This is a genomic window from Mycolicibacterium obuense (genome assembly GCF_055397605.1).
This window is the reverse complement of record NZ_AP043663.1, coordinates 3,572,502-3,589,878: the sequence shown is the minus strand read 5'-3', so window position 1 is coordinate 3,589,878 and position 17,377 is coordinate 3,572,502. Positions and strand designations below refer to the sequence as shown.

Genomic DNA, 17,377 nt, shown 5'->3' with positions numbered 1-17,377 from the left:
GGCCACGACGGCTGCCCGTAACCCGCGTCTTGCGACGTTGACGCTCGCGTAACAGGATCGGCATCGGATGTTCCTACTGTTGGCCGGTCAATCGTCTGTGAAACAGAAGCGGACGACGCAGCGGATAAGGAAGTCCAGTGAGCGGTAACTCGGTACGCCTGCAGGCGATCAACAATGTCGAAGCGTATGTCCCGCCGGCAATCAGCTTCGATCCGACGGAGGCACCCGGTGAGGTGTTCGGCTCGAACGTGTTCACCAAGGCGGAGATGCAGTTGCGGCTCCCCAAGTCGGTGTACAAGTCGGTGGTCGCCACCATCGAGAAGGGCGCCAAGCTGGACCCGGCCGTGGCCGACTCGGTCGCCTCGGCGATGAAGGACTGGGCGCTGTCCAAAGGCGCCACCCACTACGCGCACGTCTTCTACCCGATGACCGGGCTCACTGCCGAGAAGCACGACAGCTTCCTCGAACCCGTCTCCGACGGCCAGACGCTGGCCGAGTTCGCCGGCAAGACCCTGATCCAGGGCGAGCCCGACGCGTCCAGCTTCCCGTCGGGCGGTCTGCGCAGCACGTTCGAAGCGCGCGGCTACACCGGGTGGGACGTCACCAGCCCGGCCTACATCTTGGAGAACCCCAACGGCAACACGCTGTGCATCCCCACGGTGTTCGTGTCGATGACCGGTGAGGCGCTGGACTACAAGACGCCGCTGCTGCGCAGCCAGCAGGCAATGGGCACTCATGCCGAGCGGATCCTGAAATTGTTCGGCCACAAGAACTTCGACCACATCGTGTCCTTCTGCGGTCCGGAGCAGGAGTACTTCCTCGTCGACCGGCACTTCTTCCTGGCCCGTCCCGACCTGATCAACGCGGGCCGCACCCTGTTCGGCGCCAAGCCGCCCAAGGGGCAGGAGTTCGACGACCACTACTTCGGCTCGGTGCCCGAGCGGGTGCTCGGCTTCATGATGGACACCGAGCGTGAGCTGTTCAAACTCGGCATTCCGGCCAAGACCCGGCACAACGAGGTCGCCCCCGGACAGTTCGAGATCGCGCCGATGTTCGAGCGGGCCAACATCGCCGCCGACCATCAGCAGTTGCTGATGACGATCTTCCGCAACGTCGCCAAGAAGCACGGCATGGAGTGCCTCTTCCACGAGAAGCCGTTCGCCGGCGTCAACGGTTCGGGCAAGCACGTCAACTTCTCCATGGGCAACTCACAATTCGGCAGCCTGCTGGTGCCCGGCGACACCCCGCACGAGAACGCCCAGTTCCTGGTGTTCTGCGCGGCAGTCATCCGCGCGGTGCACAAGTTCGCGGGCCTGCTGCGGGTGTCGGTTGCCTCGGCCACCAACGATCACCGGCTGGGCGCGAACGAGGCTCCGCCGGCGATCATCTCGATCTTCCTCGGTGCACAGCTGGCCGACGTGTTCGAGCAGATCGCCAAGGGCGCCGCGACGTCGTCGAAGGGCAAGGGGTCGATGATCATCGGCGTCGACACCCTGCCCGAATTGCCGACCGATCCGGGTGACCGCAACCGCACCAGCCCGTTTGCGTTCACCGGCAACAGGTTCGAGTTCCGTGCGCCGGGCTCGGGCCAGACGATCAACGTGCCGATGATCATCTTGAACACCATCATGGCCGATTCGCTGGACTACATGGCGACGGTGCTCGAAAAGGCAGTCGGCGAGGGCGAGGACTTCGACCAGGCCGTGCAGAAGTTGCTGACCGAGATCATCACCGATCACGGCGCGGTCGTGTTCAACGGTGACGGCTACTCGGAGAACTGGCAGATCGAAGCCGCCGAGCGTGGCTTGCCGAACCTGAAGACCACGCTCGACGCGATCCCGGAGCTGATCAAGCCCGAGGCCGTCGAGGTGTTCGAGCGCTACGGGGTGTTCAACGAGCGGGAGTTGCACAGCCGCTACGAGGTTCGACTCGAGCAGTACGCGCTGACGATCGGCGTCGAGGCCAAGCTCGCGCTGGAACTCGGCACGACGGTGATCCTGCCTGCCGCGGTGCGCTACCAGACCGAGCTGGCACAGAACGTGGCCACACTGAAGGCCGCGGGGGTGACTGCCGATACGACGATGCTGGAAGCGGTGTCGGCTCCGATCGCCGACCTGACGGCGGCGTTGGCATCGCTGAAAGCGGGTCTGGCGGATCATTCCGCGGAGTCCGCGCTCGACGAGGCCACGCATGCGCAGACGGTGCTGCTCCCCGCGATGGAGGCCGTGCGTGCGGCCGCCGACGCTTTGGAGGGCGTGGTCGCCGATGACCTGTGGCCACTGCCGACCTACCAGGAGATGCTCTACATCCTCTGAAGCCGGTCGCGATTGTGCGGTTTCATCCGCAATACGCCGCGTGGCGCGGATGAGATCGCACAATCGGGGCGGCCCCGGGTGGCTCAGCCGGGGTCGATGATCTGCACGACCCCGGCGGTCGCGCCGGCGACGAAGAGCCGGCCGGTCTTCGAGTCCACGCCGAGGGTGTACGGATTCTGCACCGTCGCAAACCTTTTGACTTCGCGGGGCATCGGGTTGGCCATGTCGTAGCCGACGACTTCGTTGGTCCCCGACGATGCGACCCACAGCACGTCGCGCGTGGAATCGTAGGTGATCCCGTAGGGGCCACCGGGCTGCGCGATCTCCGCGAGCTGGCGGGGCGAGGTGTCGAAGACGCGGACCGCATTGCCGCGGGTGTCGGCAGCGATCATCCGGCCGTGCTTGTCGGCGACAAGGTGCGTGGGACCTTCTCCGGCGGGTGTCGAGCCCACGATCGTCAGATTCGCGGTGTCGTAGATCGTGAGGTCGTTCTTGCGGACGTCGAGCAGGCCCATCCGGTCGCCGACCGGCGCCAGGCCGGCCGGTTGCACGCTGTCGGTGAACACCTTGACGATGTCGTCGCCCCGAAGCGCGGTCACCGTCCCTCCGAGCTCGTTGGCGACGAACACGGTGCCGTCCGGCGCCTCCGACGCGTCGTGAGGAACGGTGCCGGTGACGATCTGGGCTTCGGCGCGTCCGTCGGGAAGGTCGACGCGCACCAGCGCGTTCGCACTCTCCACCGGAACCAAGACGGGCCCACCCGGTTTCGCCAGCTGCAGATGCCTGGCGACGCCCGGTAATGGTGTGCGCCCGGTGATCTCGCCGGTGTCGACGTTGATCAGCACGAGTTCGTTCGGTCGGCGAGCCGCAACCGCCACGGTGCGGGTCACTGCGTCGACGACCACGCCTTCAGGCGCCGACCCCACCCGGATCTGACGGCCGGGCGGCGGTTGCTGAGGCGCCGGAGCGTTCTGGGGTTCCGCTGCGGGCGGCAGGCTGTCAGTGGGTGGGCGGGTGCCTTCGGTCGGAGCGCCAGGGGGGATCAATCCCGTCGTCGTCGGGGTGCTCGTGGGCGCCGAGGGCGTGGTCGACGGGGCGGCCTGATCGGGTGGTCTGCTCTCGCACGCCGCGACAAGACACGTCAACGCCAGGACCGCCCACAGTTTGTTCACGGTGACCGGGTACCCGCTGCGACGGCCAGCGTACATACCGTCATAACAGCTGTTCAGAGATTTTGTCTTGACGTATGCACAAAGCCTTTACACCGGTCTGGGCGGATCGTAGGCTCGGCCTTCGTGACCGCCTCTGACCTCGGGTCCTATGTGCCGCACTCTGACGTGATTCGTGTGGGTGTGATCGGCGTCGGGGTGATGGGGGCGGATCACGCCCGCAAATTGTCGCGGGTTGTCTCGGGGGCGACGGTGACCGCGGTCGCCGACTTCGATTCCCGGGTCGCGGCCACACTTGCCGACGAGGTGGGAGCGACGGCTCTCGAGGACGGCGTCGCCGTGATCGACCATCCGGCGGTCGACGCGGTCGTCGTCGCCACCCGCGATGACACCCACGCCGATCTCGTGCGGGCGGCGATCCGTGCACGCAAGCCGGTGCTGTGCGAGAAGCCGCTGGCGCCAACGGCTGCCGAGTGTCGCGAGCTCGTCGGCGAATGCGCTTCGGCCGGTGCGTCCGATCTCGTCACGCTGGGTTTCATGAGGCGGTTCGACCCGTCCTACGTCGCGCTGCGCGATCGCATACGCGAAGGAGATTGCGGCGCACCGCTGCTCGCCCACTGCGTCAGTCGGACGGTGCAGAGCTACCCGGGCGGGGATTCGGCGGCCACGATCACCAATTCGGCTGTCCATGAGCTCGACGTCATGCCGTGGCTGCTCGACTCGCCGATCGTGGAGGTCAGTTGGCAGCACGGCCGGTCAGCCGCGCATGTGGCCGATCGGCAGGACCCTCAGCTCTATCTGCTGCGCACTGAATCCGGTGTGCTGATCACCTCGGAGCTGTTCCTCAACGCCCGCTACGGCTACGACATCCGGTGCGAGGTGGTGATGGAGACCGGTGTTTGTGCGCTGACGCAGCCCACGCACATCGTCTCGGATTCGCAGCGCACGCGTTCGGTTGACTATGCGGCGGATTGGATTCCGCGGTTCGGCGACGCCTACCGGCTCGAACTGCAGGAGTGGATCGACTCGTTGCGCCTCGGCCGGCCGTCGACCCTGGCCGGCGTGACCGATGGTCTGCGGGCGGCCGTTGTCGCCGACGCCCTGATCGCGTCGATGAACTCCGGTGGAGCCTGGGTCGCAGTACCGGACTGAGGGACTCCGCAGTCTCGGTGGAGTCAGTTGGTGGGGAAGCCGAGGTTGATGCCGCCGTGGCTGGGGTCGAGCCAGCGGGTGGTGATGGCTTTTTGGCGGGTGAAGAAGTGGACGCCGTCCATGCCGTGGGCGTGGCTGTCGCCGAAGAGGGAGGCTTTCCAGCCGCCGAAGCTGTAGTAGGCCATGGGGACCGGGATGGGGACGTTGATGCCGACCATGCCGACTTCGACTTCGTTTTGGAAGCGGCGGGCGGCGCCGCCGTCGTTGGTGAAGATCGCGGTGCCGTTGCCGTAGGGGTTGGAGTTGATCAGGTCGAGGGCTTGGTCGTAGGTCTCGACGCGCACGACCGACAGGACGGGTCCGAAGATCTCGTCGGTGTAGACGCTCATGTCGGGGGTGACGTTGTCGAGCAGGGTGGGGCCGAGCCAGAAGCCGGCTGGATCTCTTTCCGAGCCGACCTCGGCTGCTACCGTGCGTCCGTCGACGACGACCTTCGCGCCGGCATTCTCGCCGGCGTCGATGTAGGAGGCGACTTTGTCGCGGTGGGCTTGGGTGACTAGGGGGCCCATGTCGGAGTCCTTGGTGCCGTCACCGATCTTCAACGGTGTTGTGCGTTCGGCGATCTTGGCGACCAGGTCGTCGGCGATGGGGCCGACGGCCACGCATGCGGAGATGGCCATGCAGCGTTCGCCGGCGGAGCCGAAGCCGGCGTTGACCATGGCGTCGGCGGCCAGGTCGAGGTCGGCGTCGGGCAGGATGACGGCGTGGTTTTTCGCGCCGCCGAGGGCTTGGACGCGTTTACCGGCGGCGGTGCCGGTGGCGTAGACGTACTGGGCGATCGGGGTGGAGCCGACAAAGCTGACGCTTTTGATCTTGGGGTTGGTGAGCAGTTCGTCGACGGCGGTCTTGTCGCCTTGGAGGACGTTGAACACTCCGGCGGGCAGGCCGGCTTCGGCCCACAGCGCGGCCAGCCACAGGGCGGCTGAGGGGTCCTTTTCGGAGGGCTTGAGCACGACGGTGTTGCCGCAGGCGATGGCGACGGGGAAGAACCACATCGGGACCATCGCGGGGAAGTTGAACGGGGAGATGATGCCGACCGGACCGAGGGCCTGGCGGATGGAGTGCACGTCGATGTTGGTGGAGGCGTTCTCGGTGAATCCGCCCTTGAGCAGGTGGGGGATGCCGCAGGCGAACTCGACGACTTCCTGGCCGCGGGCGACTTCGCCCAACGCGTCGGAGACGACTTTGCCGTGTTCGCTGGTGATGATCTCGGCGAGTTCGCCCTTGCGGTCGTTGAGCAGTTCGCGGAACCGGAACAGCACCTGGGTGCGCTTGGCCAGGCTGGTGTCGCGCCAGGCGGGGAACGCCGCAGTCGCGGCGTCGATGACCGCACGGGCGTCCTCCACAGACGCCAACGCGACCTGACCCGTCACCTCACCCGTCGCCGGATTCGTCACCGGCGCCGTGGAACCACCGGCGCCGCTGAAGATCTCGTTGTTGACCCAATGCGAAATGGTGTTCATGTGCGCTCTTTCTCGGTGTTCAGGGGCGGTCGGACGGAGTGATCAAGGGACGCTGGACCTTCTTCCAGTCCGCGTAGCGCTGATAGGCCTGCTGTGTCGAGTCGAGCGTCGACACCTCGCTGACCGGAACGTCCCACCACGAGTGGCTGTCCGGTGCGTAGACACGAGGGTCGGTTTCGACATAGATGACCGTGGTGCGGTCGCTGGCTTTGGCGAGTTTCACCGCATCGGTGAACTCCGCAGCCGTGGTCGCCCGGATGACGTCGGCGCCCAGACTCGCGGCGTTGGCTGCCAAATCGACGGGAAGAGTGTCGCCGTCGAGCCGGCCGTCCTCACTGCGGTACCGGTACGCCGTGCCGAAGCGTTGCGAGCCCAGCGATTCCGACAGCCCGCCGATCGAGGCGAAACCGTGGTTCTGCACCAGCACCGGGATGACTTTGACGCCTTCCTGCACGGCAGTCACCAGCTCGGTGGCCATCATCAGGTACGAGCCGTCGCCGACCATCACGAACACGTCGCGGTCAGGAGCGGCCATCCGTACGCCGATGCCGCCGGCGATCTCGTAGCCCATGCACGAAAAGCCGTATTCGACGTGATAGCCCTTGCGGTCACGCATGCGCCACAGCTTGTGCAGGTCGCCCGGCATTGATCCGGCCGCGCACACGACGACATCGCGCGGATCGGAGAGCGAGTTCACCAGACCGATGACCTGGTTCTGGTTCAGCGGGTCACCGTCGTCGGTGCGATACGCCTGCGACACGGTGTCGTTCCACTCCGCCGCGAGATCAGCTGTGCGCTGACGGTATTCGTCACTGACCGTGTAGTCGCCGACCGCGCGGGCCAGCTCCTCGAGCGCCTCACGCGCATCGGCGACCACGCTGATCCCGCCCTGCTTCACAGCATCGAAGGATGCGACGTTGATGTTGACGAACCGGACATCGGGGTTGTTGAACGCGGTGCGCGACGCCGACGTGAAATCGCTGTATCGCGTACCGATCCCGATGACCACGTCGGCCTCGCTGGCCAACGCATTGGCCGCTGTCGTGCCCGTCGAACCGACCGCGCCCACGGATTGCGGGTGCTCGTGCAGCAGGGAGCCCTTGCCGGCCTGGCTCTCACACACCGGGATACCGGTCTGGGAGGCGAACGCGGCGAGCGCATCGTTGGCGCCGGAGTAGATGATGCCGCCGCCGGCGACGATCAGCGGCGTGCGCGCCGACCGGACCACCTCAGCGGCGCGGGCGATCACCGATCGCTCGGGCAGGGGCCGTGCGATGTGCCAGGTGCGTTCGGCGAACAGCGATTCCGGCCAGTCATGAGCCTCGGCCTGCACATCCTGGGGCAGCGAAACGGTGGCGGCGCCCGTCTCGGCGGGATCGGTGAGCACCCGCATCGCACCCAGTAGTGCGGCGGGCAACTGCTCGGGACGCCACACCCGGTCGAAGTACCGCGACAGTGGCTTGAATGCGTCGTTGACCGTCACGTCGCCGCTCGAGGGCAGCTCGAGTTCCTGCAGCACAGGCGAACTCACGCGGGTCGCGAAGGTGTCGGACGGCAACAGGAGAACCGGCAACCGGTTGATGGTGGCCAACGCCGCGCCGGTGAGCATGTTCGTCGATCCCGGACCGATGCTGGCGGTGACGACCCAGGTCTGCAGACGATCCTGTTGGCGGGCATAGGCCACCGCGGTGTGCACCATGGCCTGCTCGTTGCGGCCGAGCACGTACTTCAGGCCGGGGTCGACACCGGCGGCGTGCGCGTCGACCTCGTCCTGAAGCAGGGCTTGACCGACGCCGGCGACGTTGCCGTGGCCGAAGATGCCGAGGCACCCGGCGAAGAACCTCTGCCGCTGCCCATCCCTCTCGACGTACTGGTTGGCCAGGAACCTCACCGTCGCCTGCGCGACGGTGAGCCGCACCGTCGGTTCGGTGTCGGTGAGCTTCTCGGTGGACTTCGGTGCAGTGGAAACCACGGGTCACTCTCCTCGACTCGGGGTGAACGGCAAGCGGGGATCGATCTGCTGGTGCTCCCAGCTCGCGCGCAGCCAGGTGTGGGCAGGGTCGTCGCAGATGAGCCAGGCGCGGTTCGGGCCCGAGCCGGCCATCACGTTGAGGTAGTACATGTGGTGGCCGGGCGCTGCGATGGACGGGCCGTGGTAGCCGTGCGGTACCAGGACGACGTCGCCGCTGCGGACTTCTTCGAGCACCTCGATGGGACGCTCCAGGGTGCCGTAGACCCGGTGGTAGCCGAAACCTGGTGTGCCGGCCGGACTGTCGTCGATCTCGAAGTAGTAGATCTCTTCCAGCTGGGTTTCGACGTCGGTGTTTTCGTCGTGCTTGTGCGCCGGATAGGACGACCAGTTGCCGCCGGGAGTCAGGACTTCGCACGCGATCAGGGAGTCGGCCTCGAATGTCGTTGCTGTGCCGAAGTTGTGGACCTGTCGGCTGCAGTTGCCGGCGCCCCGCAGCTCGACCGGTACGTCGGAGGCCGCCACCCGACGGTTCGGGAAGGACGTCGCTGCCCGGGCTCCGCAGATCGCGATCCGGCCGCGGCCCGACAGCGTGTAGTGCTGCCCGATACCCAGATAGACCATGTCGGCGGGCCCGTCGAACACCGAGACGCGAGGCGACAGCGCAAATGCCTCACCGCCGCACTCGACGGTGGCGGCACCGGCCAGCGGAAGGATCATCACCTCGGTCTCGCCGGTGCTCATCGACACCTCGTCGCCATCGCCGAGATCGACGACGTGCAACGATGATTCGCTCCATCCGGCATCCTCCGGCGTGATCGCGACGGTGAACGGTGCGGGGGCACTGCCCGCGGGCACGTACAGCGTGGAATTCATCGGACCATCGCCACCGCGGTCGCGACGGCCGAGGCGACGTCGTCGTCGGGCGGATAGAGCAGGGCGCGGCCGACGATCAGACCGCGCACCGAGGGCAGGGCCAACGCCTTCTCCCAGCTGGCGAACGCTTCGTCGGGATCTGTCGGATCTCCGCCCAGGAGCAGGGTGGGCATCGTCGTGGATTCCATGACGCGGTCCATCTCGTCGACGACGGGCAGCTTCATCCAGGTGTAGGCCGACGTCGAGCCCAGTCCCTGTCCGATGTGCACCGACTTGATGACCGCATCCGGTGACAGATCGTTGCGGACCTTGCCGTTCACCCGAGACGACATGAAGGGTTCGAGCATCGCGATCAGGCCGTGGGCGGCGAGTTCGTCGACGGCCTGGGCGCAGGCGGCGAGGGTGGCGACGGTGCCCGGATCGTCGAGATCGATGCGGCACAACATCTTTCCGCCGTTCATCCGGGCCGCCGCGGTGGAGGCTGCGGTGGCGCCGGTCATCCGGTCGTCGAGCTCGAACGACGATCCCGCCAGCCCGCCCCGGTTGAACGAGCTGAACACCACCTTGTCCTCGAGCGCGCCGAGCAGCAGCAGGTCATCGAGAATGTCGGCGGTCGCGAGTACCCCGTCCACACCGGGGTCGGCGAGCGCGGCGCAGAGCCGGTCGAGGAGATCGGTGCGGCTGTTCATCGCGGTCGGGCGGGTACCGACGGCGAGCGCGCCGCGAGCCGGGTGATCGGCGGCCACGATCATCAGGCGGCCGTTACCGCGGATCGTGGGTCGGGTGGTTCGGTTCTGCCAGGCACGCGCGACGGCGCCGGGATCGGTGGCCCGCAGATCGGTGATCGCCGCGTGATCCCGGCACAGTGCATCAGACATTGACGGCCTCCACAGCGGTCTGTTCGGCCAGTTCGGCGACCTCGCTGGCCGTCGGCATGGCGGTCGAGCATTCGAGTCGTCCGGCGACGATGGCGCCGGCGGCGTTCGCGTAACGCAGCGTCTTTTCCAAGGGCCAGTTGTGCAACAGTCCGTGGCACAGGCTGCCGCCGAACGAGTCGCCCGCACCCAGGCCGTTGACGACGTCGACCTCGTTGGGAGGCACGGTCACCGATGATCGGCGGCTCTTGCCGAGCACACCGCGCGGACCTTGCTTGACGATGGCGAGTTCCACGCCCAGATCGAGCAGCGCGTCAGCGGCTTTGTGGGGGTTGGACTCGCCGACGGCGATCTCGCATTCTTCCCGGTTTCCGACGGCGACGGTCACGTGCGCAAGTGCCTTGCGGACCTGCTCGGTGGCCGCGGCGGGGGAGTCCCAGAACATCGGCCGGTAATCGAGGTCCAACACGGTCAGCGGTCTCCGCTCTCGTGCGTGCCACGCCGCGAAATGCGCACCGCGGCTTGGCTCTTCGGACAGCCCGGTGACCGTCGCCCAGAACAGCCGGGCATTGCGCACTGCGTCGGCGTCGATGTCGTCGACGGTGATCTGCAGATCGGGCGCGCTCGGCTTGCGGTAGAAGTACAGCGGGAAGTCGTCGGGCGGGAAGATCTCGCAGAACGTGACCGGCGTCGGGAACTCGCCATGGGTCGCGACGTAGCGGTTGTCCACGCCCAGGCGTTCGAGTTCATTCCGGACGAACCTGCCGAACGGGTCGTCGCCGGCGCCTGAGATCAACGCGGTGCGGTTGCCGAGCCGGGCCGCGGCGACGGCGACGTTGGCCGCACTGCCCCCGAGGAATTTGCCGAAGGTCTCGACGTCCTCGAGACCGACGCCGACCTGCAGGGGGTACACGTCGACACCGCTGCGCCCGATGGCGAGGACATCGTATTGCAGGACATCGTATTGCTCAGAATTCATCACAAGTCATTCCGACGAGAAGGGTGTGGGTGGCTGCCTCTGACTGTGCCCCTGGACACATTGCAATGTCAAGACTTTGTCCTGACATTCTATCTTTGTGCCATTCGGTGTTAGGCTGCAACGGTCCGGCAAACTCGAGATCGGAGCCGACGTGCCGCTGACCGTGGAGCTCGACAGGTCAAGCCCTGTGCCTCTCTACTACCAGCTCGCGCAAGCAATCGAGGCTGCGATCCGCGATGGCGAACTGGCTCCGGGGGACCGCTTCGAAAACGAACTCGCGCTCGCCAAGCGGCTGGCGCTGTCGAGGCCGACGACGCGGCGAGCCATCCAGGAGCTCGTCGACAAGGGCCTGCTCGTCCGCAAGCGCGGCGTCGGCACGCAGGTGGTCCAGAACCCTGTGCATCGGCGCGTCGAGCTGACCAGCCTGTTCGACGACCTCGCGCGAGCCGGACAGGAGCCGACCACCACGTTGCTCGACTACCGGGTCGGGCCGCCCGACGAGGACGTCGCGCGCGAGCTGAACCTGGCCCTCGATCGCGAGGTGGTGTCGATTCACCGGCTGCGGTGCGCCAACGGCGAACCACTGGCGGTGATGACCAACCACCTGCCCGTCGAAATCGCGCCGGACGCAGAGGAATTGGAGAAGAACGGGCTCTATCAGTCGCTGCGGGCGCGAGGCGTTCACATTCGGCTGGCGCGCCAGCGGATCGGGGCGCGCGGCGCCACCCGCGCCGAGGCGCACCTGCTCGACGAGAAGCCGAACGCGCCGCTGCTGACGATGGCGCGCACCGCATTCGACGATTCCGGCGCCGCGGTCGAGTTCGGCATCCACGGTTATCGCGCGTCGCGCTACTACTTCGATACGACGCTGGTCGACCGCTGACTCAGGCGAACGCTGCGCGGAACGCGTCGAGCGCCATCTCGCTCCCGGTCTCGCCTGCGCCGGACGCCCACGCTTCCATGCCGACCGTCCCGGTGTAGCCGTTCTCGCGCAACGCCGCTGCGACCGCCGGGTAGTTGATCTCGCCGGTACCGGGCTCACACCGTCCCGGTACGTCGGCCACCTGAATTTCGCCGATCGCATCGCCGCAGCGGCGCACGAGCTCGATCAGATTCCCCTCGCCGATCTGGGCGTGGTAGAGGTCGAGCATCATCTTCACGTTCGGATGCGCGACGCCTTCCACCAGTGCGAGAACATCTTTGGCGCGGGCCAGGGGTACTCCGGGGTGATCGACGATGGTGTTCAGGTTCTCCACCACGAAGGTCACGCCCGCCGCCGCGCCCAACTCGCCGAGGCGTGCCAAGGTGCGTGAGGCGGTCAGCCACATCTGACCCGAGGCCCGCCCGCGGGGACGTGCGGCCTGCCCGTCGACCAGTTCGGCGGTGTGCAGGTTCAGCCGTGTGATGCCGAGCGCCGCCGCGGCGTCGAGGCTCTGTTCCGCGGTGCGCACGACGTCGTCGCAGCTCGCCGGATCGACCAGATCACCGCGCAGGTAGCCGGTCATCGACGTGAACGTCGCACCGGTGCGGGCCAGTGCTGCGAGATCCTTGTCGTGCCAACTCCAGATCTCCACACCGAAGCCACGCTCGTGAATCCGCTTGACACGCTCGATGATCGGCAGGTCGCGGAACACCATCTCGGCGCACACGGACAGCTGGAAGGTCATGGCGGTACCCCTCTCCTCGTACCGACACTATGACATGCAGTCCTAATGTCAGGACAAAGTATTGACTTTCCGCTGTGAGCCGTATTACATCGACTCTGAGGCGTGGCGCCAGGCACATCTTCACAGATGTCCGGCTCCGCATGGTCTCCACGACCTGAACAGCAAGGAGATGTGATGACGTTCAAGCGGCTCGCGACGCTGGCCGGAACCGGCGTTCTGGCGATCGGACTCGTAGCGTGCTCGTCGACGGGCGGAAAGCCTGCCGGCTCGGGCGAGGGCGGTGGAGGCGGAGGCACCGTCGACACCCCGCGCAAGACGATCGCGATGATCACCCACGAGGTCCCGGGCGACTCGTTCTGGGACCTGATCCGCAAGGGTGCCGAGACCGCGGCCAAGAAGGACAACATCGAGCTGCGCTACTCCAACGACCCGGAGGCGCCCGGTCAGGCCAATCTCGTACAGACCGCGGTCGACAGCGGCGTCGACGGGATCGCCGTGACACTGGCCAAACCCGACGCCATGCAGGCCGCGGTGAAAGCAGCCGAAGCCAAGGGGATTCCGGTCGTGGCGTTCAATGCCGGCGCGGATGCCTGGAGCGCGATGGGTGTCAAGGAGTTCTTCGGGCAGGACGAGTTCATCGCGGGTCAGGCCGTCGGTGAGCGTCTGACCGGCGAGGGCGCCAAGAAGGCGATCTGCGTGATCCAGGAGCAAGGGCATGTCGGGCTGGAATCCCGCTGCGCCGGAGTCAAGGACAAGTTCCCCGCCACCGAGACCCTCAATGTGAACGGCAAGGACATGCCGTCGGTCGAGTCCACCATCACCGCCAAGCTGCAGCAGGACCCCGCCGTCGACTACGTCGTCACCCTGGGCGCCCCGTTCGCGCTGACCGCCGTACAGTCGGCCGGCAATGCCGGCAGCAAGGCGAAGATCGGCACGTTCGACACCAACGCCGCCCTGGTGGGAGCTATTCAGGACGGCACCGTGCAGTGGGCCATCGATCAGCAGCCCTACCTGCAGGGCTACCTCGCCGTCGACTCGCTGTGGCTGTACCTGACCAACGGCAACGTGATCGGCGGCGGGCAGCCGACGCTGACCGGGCCCGCGTTCATCGACAAGTCGAACATCGACGCGGTGGCCGACTATGCCAAGGGCGGTACGCGCTGATGACCACTCAAGAGGCGCTCGACGTCGGCAACCACAAGGTGGTGCGCGACGAACGGGTCAAGGAACGGAACCGGCTGCAACGCATCCTGATTCGACCGGAGATGGGTGCCGGCATCGGCGCGATCGGCATCTTCGTGTTCTTCCTCGTCGTCGCCGCACCGTTCCGCGAGGCGGCGTCGCTGGCCACGGTCCTCTACGCCAGCTCCACGATCGGGATCATGGCGTGCGGGGTGGCACTGCTGATGATCGGCGGCGAGTTCGACCTGTCCTCAGGTGTCGCCGTCACGTTCAGCTCGCTGGCGGCCTCGATGCTGGCCTACAACCTGCACCTCAACCTGTGGGTGGGTTCGGCCCTGGCGCTGCTCCTTTCGCTGGCCGTCGGCTTCTTCAACGGCTGGCTGGTCATGCGGACCAAGATCCCCAGCTTCTTGATCACGCTGAGTACGTTCTTCATGCTGGCGGGCATCAACCTGGCCGTCACGAAGCTGGTCGCCGGCCAGGTGGCCACCCAGAGTGTCAGCGACATGGCCGGTTTCGCTTCCGCGCAGAAGGTGTTCGCGTCGTCGTTCACACTGTTCGGCGTCAGCATCCGCATCACCGTGGTGTGGTGGCTGATCTTCACCGCGATCGCGACCTGGGTCCTGTTCAAGACGAAGGTCGGCAACTGGATCTTCGCCGTCGGTGGTGATGCCGACAGTGCTCGCGCCGTGGGTGTTCCGGTCACCAAGGTCAAGATCGGGCTGTTCATGTTCGTCGGTTTCTGCGCCTGGTTCGTCGGCATGCATCTGCTGTTCGCCTTCAACACCGTGCAGTCCGGTCAGGGCATCGGCAACGAGTTCTTCTACATCATCGCCGCCGTCATCGGTGGCTGCCTGCTCACCGGCGGCTACGGCACGGCCATCGGCGCCGCGATCGGCGCGTTCATCTTCGGCATGACGAACCAGGGCATCGTCTACGCCGGCTGGGACCCCGACTGGTTCAAGTTCTTCCTCGGCGCGATGCTGCTGTTCGCGGTCATCGCCAACAACGCCTTCCGCAACTACGCCGCAAAGAAGTGATGAGATGACCATCTCCATGGAGAAGCCCAGCAGCGAGACCCCGTCCGGCGGAAAGGTGCCGCTGGTCGAGTTGCGAAACGTCGGCAAGTCCTACGGCAACATCACCGCGCTCAAAGACATCTGTCTGCGCGTGCACGCCGGCGAGGTGACCGGCATCCTCGGTGACAACGGTGCCGGAAAGTCGACGCTGATCAAGATCATCGCCGGGTTGCATCAGCAGACCGAAGGTGAACTGCTCGTCGACGGTGAGCCGACGAAGTTCGCGTCACCGGCCGAGGCGCTGGGCAAGGGTATCGCCACGGTGTACCAGAACCTGGCGGTCGTGCCGCTGATGCCGGTGTGGCGCAACTTCTTTCTCGGCCAGGAACTGCGGCGCAAGACGTTCCCGTTCTCGTTGGACGCCAACGCGATGCGGGCGACCACGCTGACCGAGCTGTCGAAGATGGGCATCGATCTGCCCGATGTGGACGTACCCATCGGCTCTCTGTCGGGCGGGCAACGCCAGTGTGTGGCGATCGCTCGTGCGGTCTTCTTCGGAGCGCGGGTGCTGATCCTCGACGAGCCGACGGCGGCGTTGGGCGTCAAGCAGTCCGGAGTGGTGCTCAAATACATCACCGCGGCCAAGGAGGCGGGCTTCGGCGTGGTGTTCATCACGCACAACCCCCACCACGCCCACATGGTCGGTGACCACTTCGTCCTGCTCAACCGTGGCCGGCAGAAGCTCGACTGCACGTATGACGACATCACACTCGAGCACCTGACCCAGGAGATGGCGGGCGGTGACGAACTCGAGGCGCTGTCGCACGAGCTGCGTAGCGCCAAGGGCTGACCTGACCGATTGACCACCCCGTGCCGTGGGTATGACGCCGACATGGCTACGACGACACCGGTCAAGAAAGAAGACGCCGGCCCCCACACGGTGAGCCGCAGTGTTCAGGTCAGCGCCCCGGCGGCGGAGATCTTCGCGCTGCTGGTGGACCCGCACCGGCATCACGAGGTCGACGGGTCGGGCACCGTGCGCGACGCCGAGGTGAAGGGGCCGCACCGGTTGAGCGCGGGCGACAAGTTCACTGTCGGGATGAAGCAGTTCGGCGTGCCCTACCCGATCACCTCGACCGCCACCGCGGTCGAGGATGATCATCTCGTCGAATGGCAGCATCCGCTCGGTCACCGCTGGCGCTGGGAACTCGCCGCAGTCGGGCCGGGAGTGACCAAGGTGACCGAGACGTTCGACTACTCCACCGCCAAGCTGCCGATCGTCATCGAGTTGACGGGCTACCACAAGAAGAACGCCCAGGGCATCGAGTCCACGCTCTCCGGGCTGGCCGCCCGGTTCGCCGACCGTCTCTGACTCACCTGTGGTTCAGCGGGTGACGAGTTCGATGATCTGAACCTGGAGTTCGCCGACCACGCCGCCGAGTACGGCACCGACTGCGATCATCAGGGGCTCGTCGTCCTTGAACACCGGCCGCAGGATCGACTCGTATTCCTCGTTGGTGAGCCGACTCATCTTGTCGACGATCGTGTTCTCCAGATCGATGACCTCGGCCGCATATCCTTGCGCCTCGGACAGCGTCGACGGGAGGCGCTCGAGGACGAGCGTCACCACTCTGTCTTTCATGGCTCGGTACCGCTTCGTGCCGACGGCCAGTGCGACGATGGGTGCGGCTACCCCGCCGGCCTGCCTGTCGATCGCCGCCTCGATTTCGCGGGTGACGAGCGCGAAGAGTTTGTCCGAGCCGGGCCCCTTGATCAGTGCGTCGAAGAGGAGGTCCGGCGCGAACAGATCGTCGGCCAGGATCTTTGCGTAGTCGCGGGTGATCTTCTCTCGCTGCGCATGAAGTAGCCCCTGGAAGGTGAAGAAGCCCAGATATTTTCGTGGATAGATGGGCCGGAAGAGCATGTTCAGGGCGATGTAGTCGCTGATGAATCCGACCGCGAACCCGAAAGCCGGCATGATCCAGGGGTTCTGGAACAGCGCCCAGGCCACCATCTGGACCAGGCCGATGACGAAGCCGAAATAGATGCCGCTGCGGCGGACGAACGCCATGGCGTCGGTGCTGACGCTGCGCATCAGCTTGACCAGCTTCTCCTTGTTGCGCACCAGAGTCGTCACAGAGAGGAACTGGATGTCGAGGTACCGGGGGAGATCGGACTTGATCTCGGTCATCAGATTCTGGGTGAGCGCGGGGATCTGAGCGACGATCCGATCGCGCACAGCGCGGCGACCGGCCTCGGGCAGGCTGTCCCAGAGTCCGGGCCGTACCTCTTCGGCCAGGTCCCGGATGATCTCTTCGATCGCCGCGTTGAGTGGCTCCTGCAGTCGATCCAACGCGTCGTCGACATCGAACCGGTCGAGGAGTTCTTCGGGCTTGAGCAGATTGGAGGTGAGCAACTGGATTGTCGTCGAGCCGACCTTGCCGGCTCGACGTGGCACGATGCCCTGCCAACCGAAGATTCCCCAACCCTTGAAATCCAATGGCCGGTAGAGCATCTCGACGGCGACCAATTTCGTGCTCCAGCCCACGAAAGCCGCGATGAGTGGCATCGACAGATAGATCCACCAGTAGGTCGAGACGTCGGTGGTGATCTCGCTCCAGCTCGCGATCGCCTGATGGGTGGTCGTCATC

General features: G+C 66.0%; 15 protein-coding genes. 7 read left to right on the top strand and 8 right to left on the bottom strand.

The genetic code is table 11. The features are described from left to right. Positions 1-137 precede the first annotated feature (137 nt). A complete protein-coding gene (locus ACZ50N_RS17060; RefSeq protein WP_046364533.1) occupies positions 138-2,315 on the top strand; it encodes a glutamine synthetase III family protein in 2,178 nt (725 codons plus the stop codon). An 83-nt stretch (positions 2,316-2,398) separates the two neighbouring features. Here ACZ50N_RS17060 and ACZ50N_RS17055 read toward each other — a convergent pair whose 3' ends face one another. Continuing rightward, a complete protein-coding gene (locus tag ACZ50N_RS17055; RefSeq protein WP_464473379.1) occupies positions 2,399-3,487 on the bottom strand; it encodes a Vgb family protein in 1,089 nt (362 codons plus the stop codon). Between the two features lie 123 nt (positions 3,488-3,610). Between ACZ50N_RS17055 and ACZ50N_RS17050 the strand changes: the two genes are divergently transcribed. Then, positions 3,611-4,636, top strand: coding sequence for a Gfo/Idh/MocA family oxidoreductase (locus ACZ50N_RS17050; protein WP_464473378.1), 1,026 nt, complete (start codon positions 3,611-3,613; stop codon positions 4,634-4,636). A 23-nt stretch (positions 4,637-4,659) separates the two neighbouring features. On the opposite strand, the gene ACZ50N_RS17045 is transcribed toward ACZ50N_RS17050, so the two are convergent. The 5 genes from ACZ50N_RS17045 to iolC are packed head-to-tail and all read right to left on the bottom strand — an operon-like array spanning position 4,660 to position 10,858. Next, positions 4,660-6,159: a CoA-acylating methylmalonate-semialdehyde dehydrogenase gene (locus tag ACZ50N_RS17045; RefSeq protein ID WP_464473377.1), complete on the bottom strand. Its 1,500-nt coding sequence runs from the start codon at positions 6,157-6,159 to the stop codon at positions 4,660-4,662. Positions 6,160-6,178: 19 nt separating this feature from the next. After that, positions 6,179-8,131 carry a 3D-(3,5/4)-trihydroxycyclohexane-1,2-dione acylhydrolase (decyclizing) gene (gene iolD, locus ACZ50N_RS17040; protein ID WP_464473376.1) on the bottom strand — a complete coding sequence of 651 codons (1,953 nt, stop codon included), beginning with the start codon at positions 8,129-8,131 and terminating at the stop codon, positions 6,179-6,181. 3 nt (positions 8,132-8,134) lie between these two features. Beyond that, positions 8,135-9,004: a 5-deoxy-glucuronate isomerase gene (gene iolB / locus ACZ50N_RS17035; RefSeq protein WP_464473375.1), complete on the bottom strand. Its 870-nt coding sequence runs from the start codon at positions 9,002-9,004 to the stop codon at positions 8,135-8,137. After that, the gene (locus ACZ50N_RS17030; RefSeq protein WP_464473374.1) at positions 9,001-9,882 is read right to left on the bottom strand and encodes a Cgl0159 family (beta/alpha)8-fold protein; all 882 of its coding nucleotides are present in this window, start codon (positions 9,880-9,882) and stop codon (positions 9,001-9,003) included. Before ACZ50N_RS17030 ends, iolB begins: the two co-directional genes overlap by 4 nt. Then, on the bottom strand, positions 9,875-10,858 hold the full coding sequence (iolC, locus tag ACZ50N_RS17025; RefSeq protein ID WP_464473373.1) for a 5-dehydro-2-deoxygluconokinase: 984 nt from the start codon (positions 10,856-10,858) through the stop codon (positions 9,875-9,877). Before iolC ends, ACZ50N_RS17030 begins: the two co-directional genes overlap by 8 nt. Before the next feature lie 151 nt (positions 10,859-11,009). Between iolC and ACZ50N_RS17020 the strand changes: the two genes are divergently transcribed. Then, a complete protein-coding gene (locus ACZ50N_RS17020) occupies positions 11,010-11,741 on the top strand; it encodes a GntR family transcriptional regulator (protein ID WP_046364021.1) in 732 nt (243 codons plus the stop codon). Position 11,742: 1 nt separating this feature from the next. On the opposite strand, the gene ACZ50N_RS17015 is transcribed toward ACZ50N_RS17020, so the two are convergent. After that, positions 11,743-12,525 carry a TIM barrel protein gene (locus tag ACZ50N_RS17015; protein ID WP_464470469.1) on the bottom strand — a complete coding sequence of 261 codons (783 nt, stop codon included), beginning with the start codon at positions 12,523-12,525 and terminating at the stop codon, positions 11,743-11,745. A gap of 174 nt (positions 12,526-12,699) precedes the next feature. On the opposite strand from ACZ50N_RS17015, the gene ACZ50N_RS17010 reads away from it, so the two are divergent. The 4 genes from ACZ50N_RS17010 to ACZ50N_RS16995 are packed head-to-tail and all read left to right on the top strand — an operon-like array spanning position 12,700 to position 16,098. Then, positions 12,700-13,689: a substrate-binding domain-containing protein gene (locus ACZ50N_RS17010; RefSeq protein WP_046364009.1), complete on the top strand. Its 990-nt coding sequence runs from the start codon at positions 12,700-12,702 to the stop codon at positions 13,687-13,689. Further along, positions 13,689-14,747 carry an ABC transporter permease gene (locus ACZ50N_RS17005; protein WP_464473372.1) on the top strand — a complete coding sequence of 353 codons (1,059 nt, stop codon included), beginning with the start codon at positions 13,689-13,691 and terminating at the stop codon, positions 14,745-14,747. The genes ACZ50N_RS17010 and ACZ50N_RS17005 overlap by 1 nt, the downstream gene beginning before the upstream one ends. A gap of 4 nt (positions 14,748-14,751) precedes the next feature. Further along, on the top strand, positions 14,752-15,576 hold the full coding sequence (locus ACZ50N_RS17000; protein ID WP_046364007.1) for an ATP-binding cassette domain-containing protein: 825 nt from the start codon (positions 14,752-14,754) through the stop codon (positions 15,574-15,576). 42 nt (positions 15,577-15,618) lie between these two features. Next, on the top strand, positions 15,619-16,098 hold the full coding sequence (locus ACZ50N_RS16995; protein ID WP_046364006.1) for an SRPBCC family protein: 480 nt from the start codon (positions 15,619-15,621) through the stop codon (positions 16,096-16,098). A 12-nt stretch (positions 16,099-16,110) separates the two neighbouring features. On the opposite strand, the gene ACZ50N_RS16990 is transcribed toward ACZ50N_RS16995, so the two are convergent. Then, complete coding sequence (locus tag ACZ50N_RS16990; RefSeq protein ID WP_073683557.1) at positions 16,111-17,376, bottom strand: DUF445 domain-containing protein; 1,266 nt, start codon at positions 17,374-17,376, stop codon at positions 16,111-16,113. Between the last annotated feature and the right edge of the window lies 1 nt (position 17,377).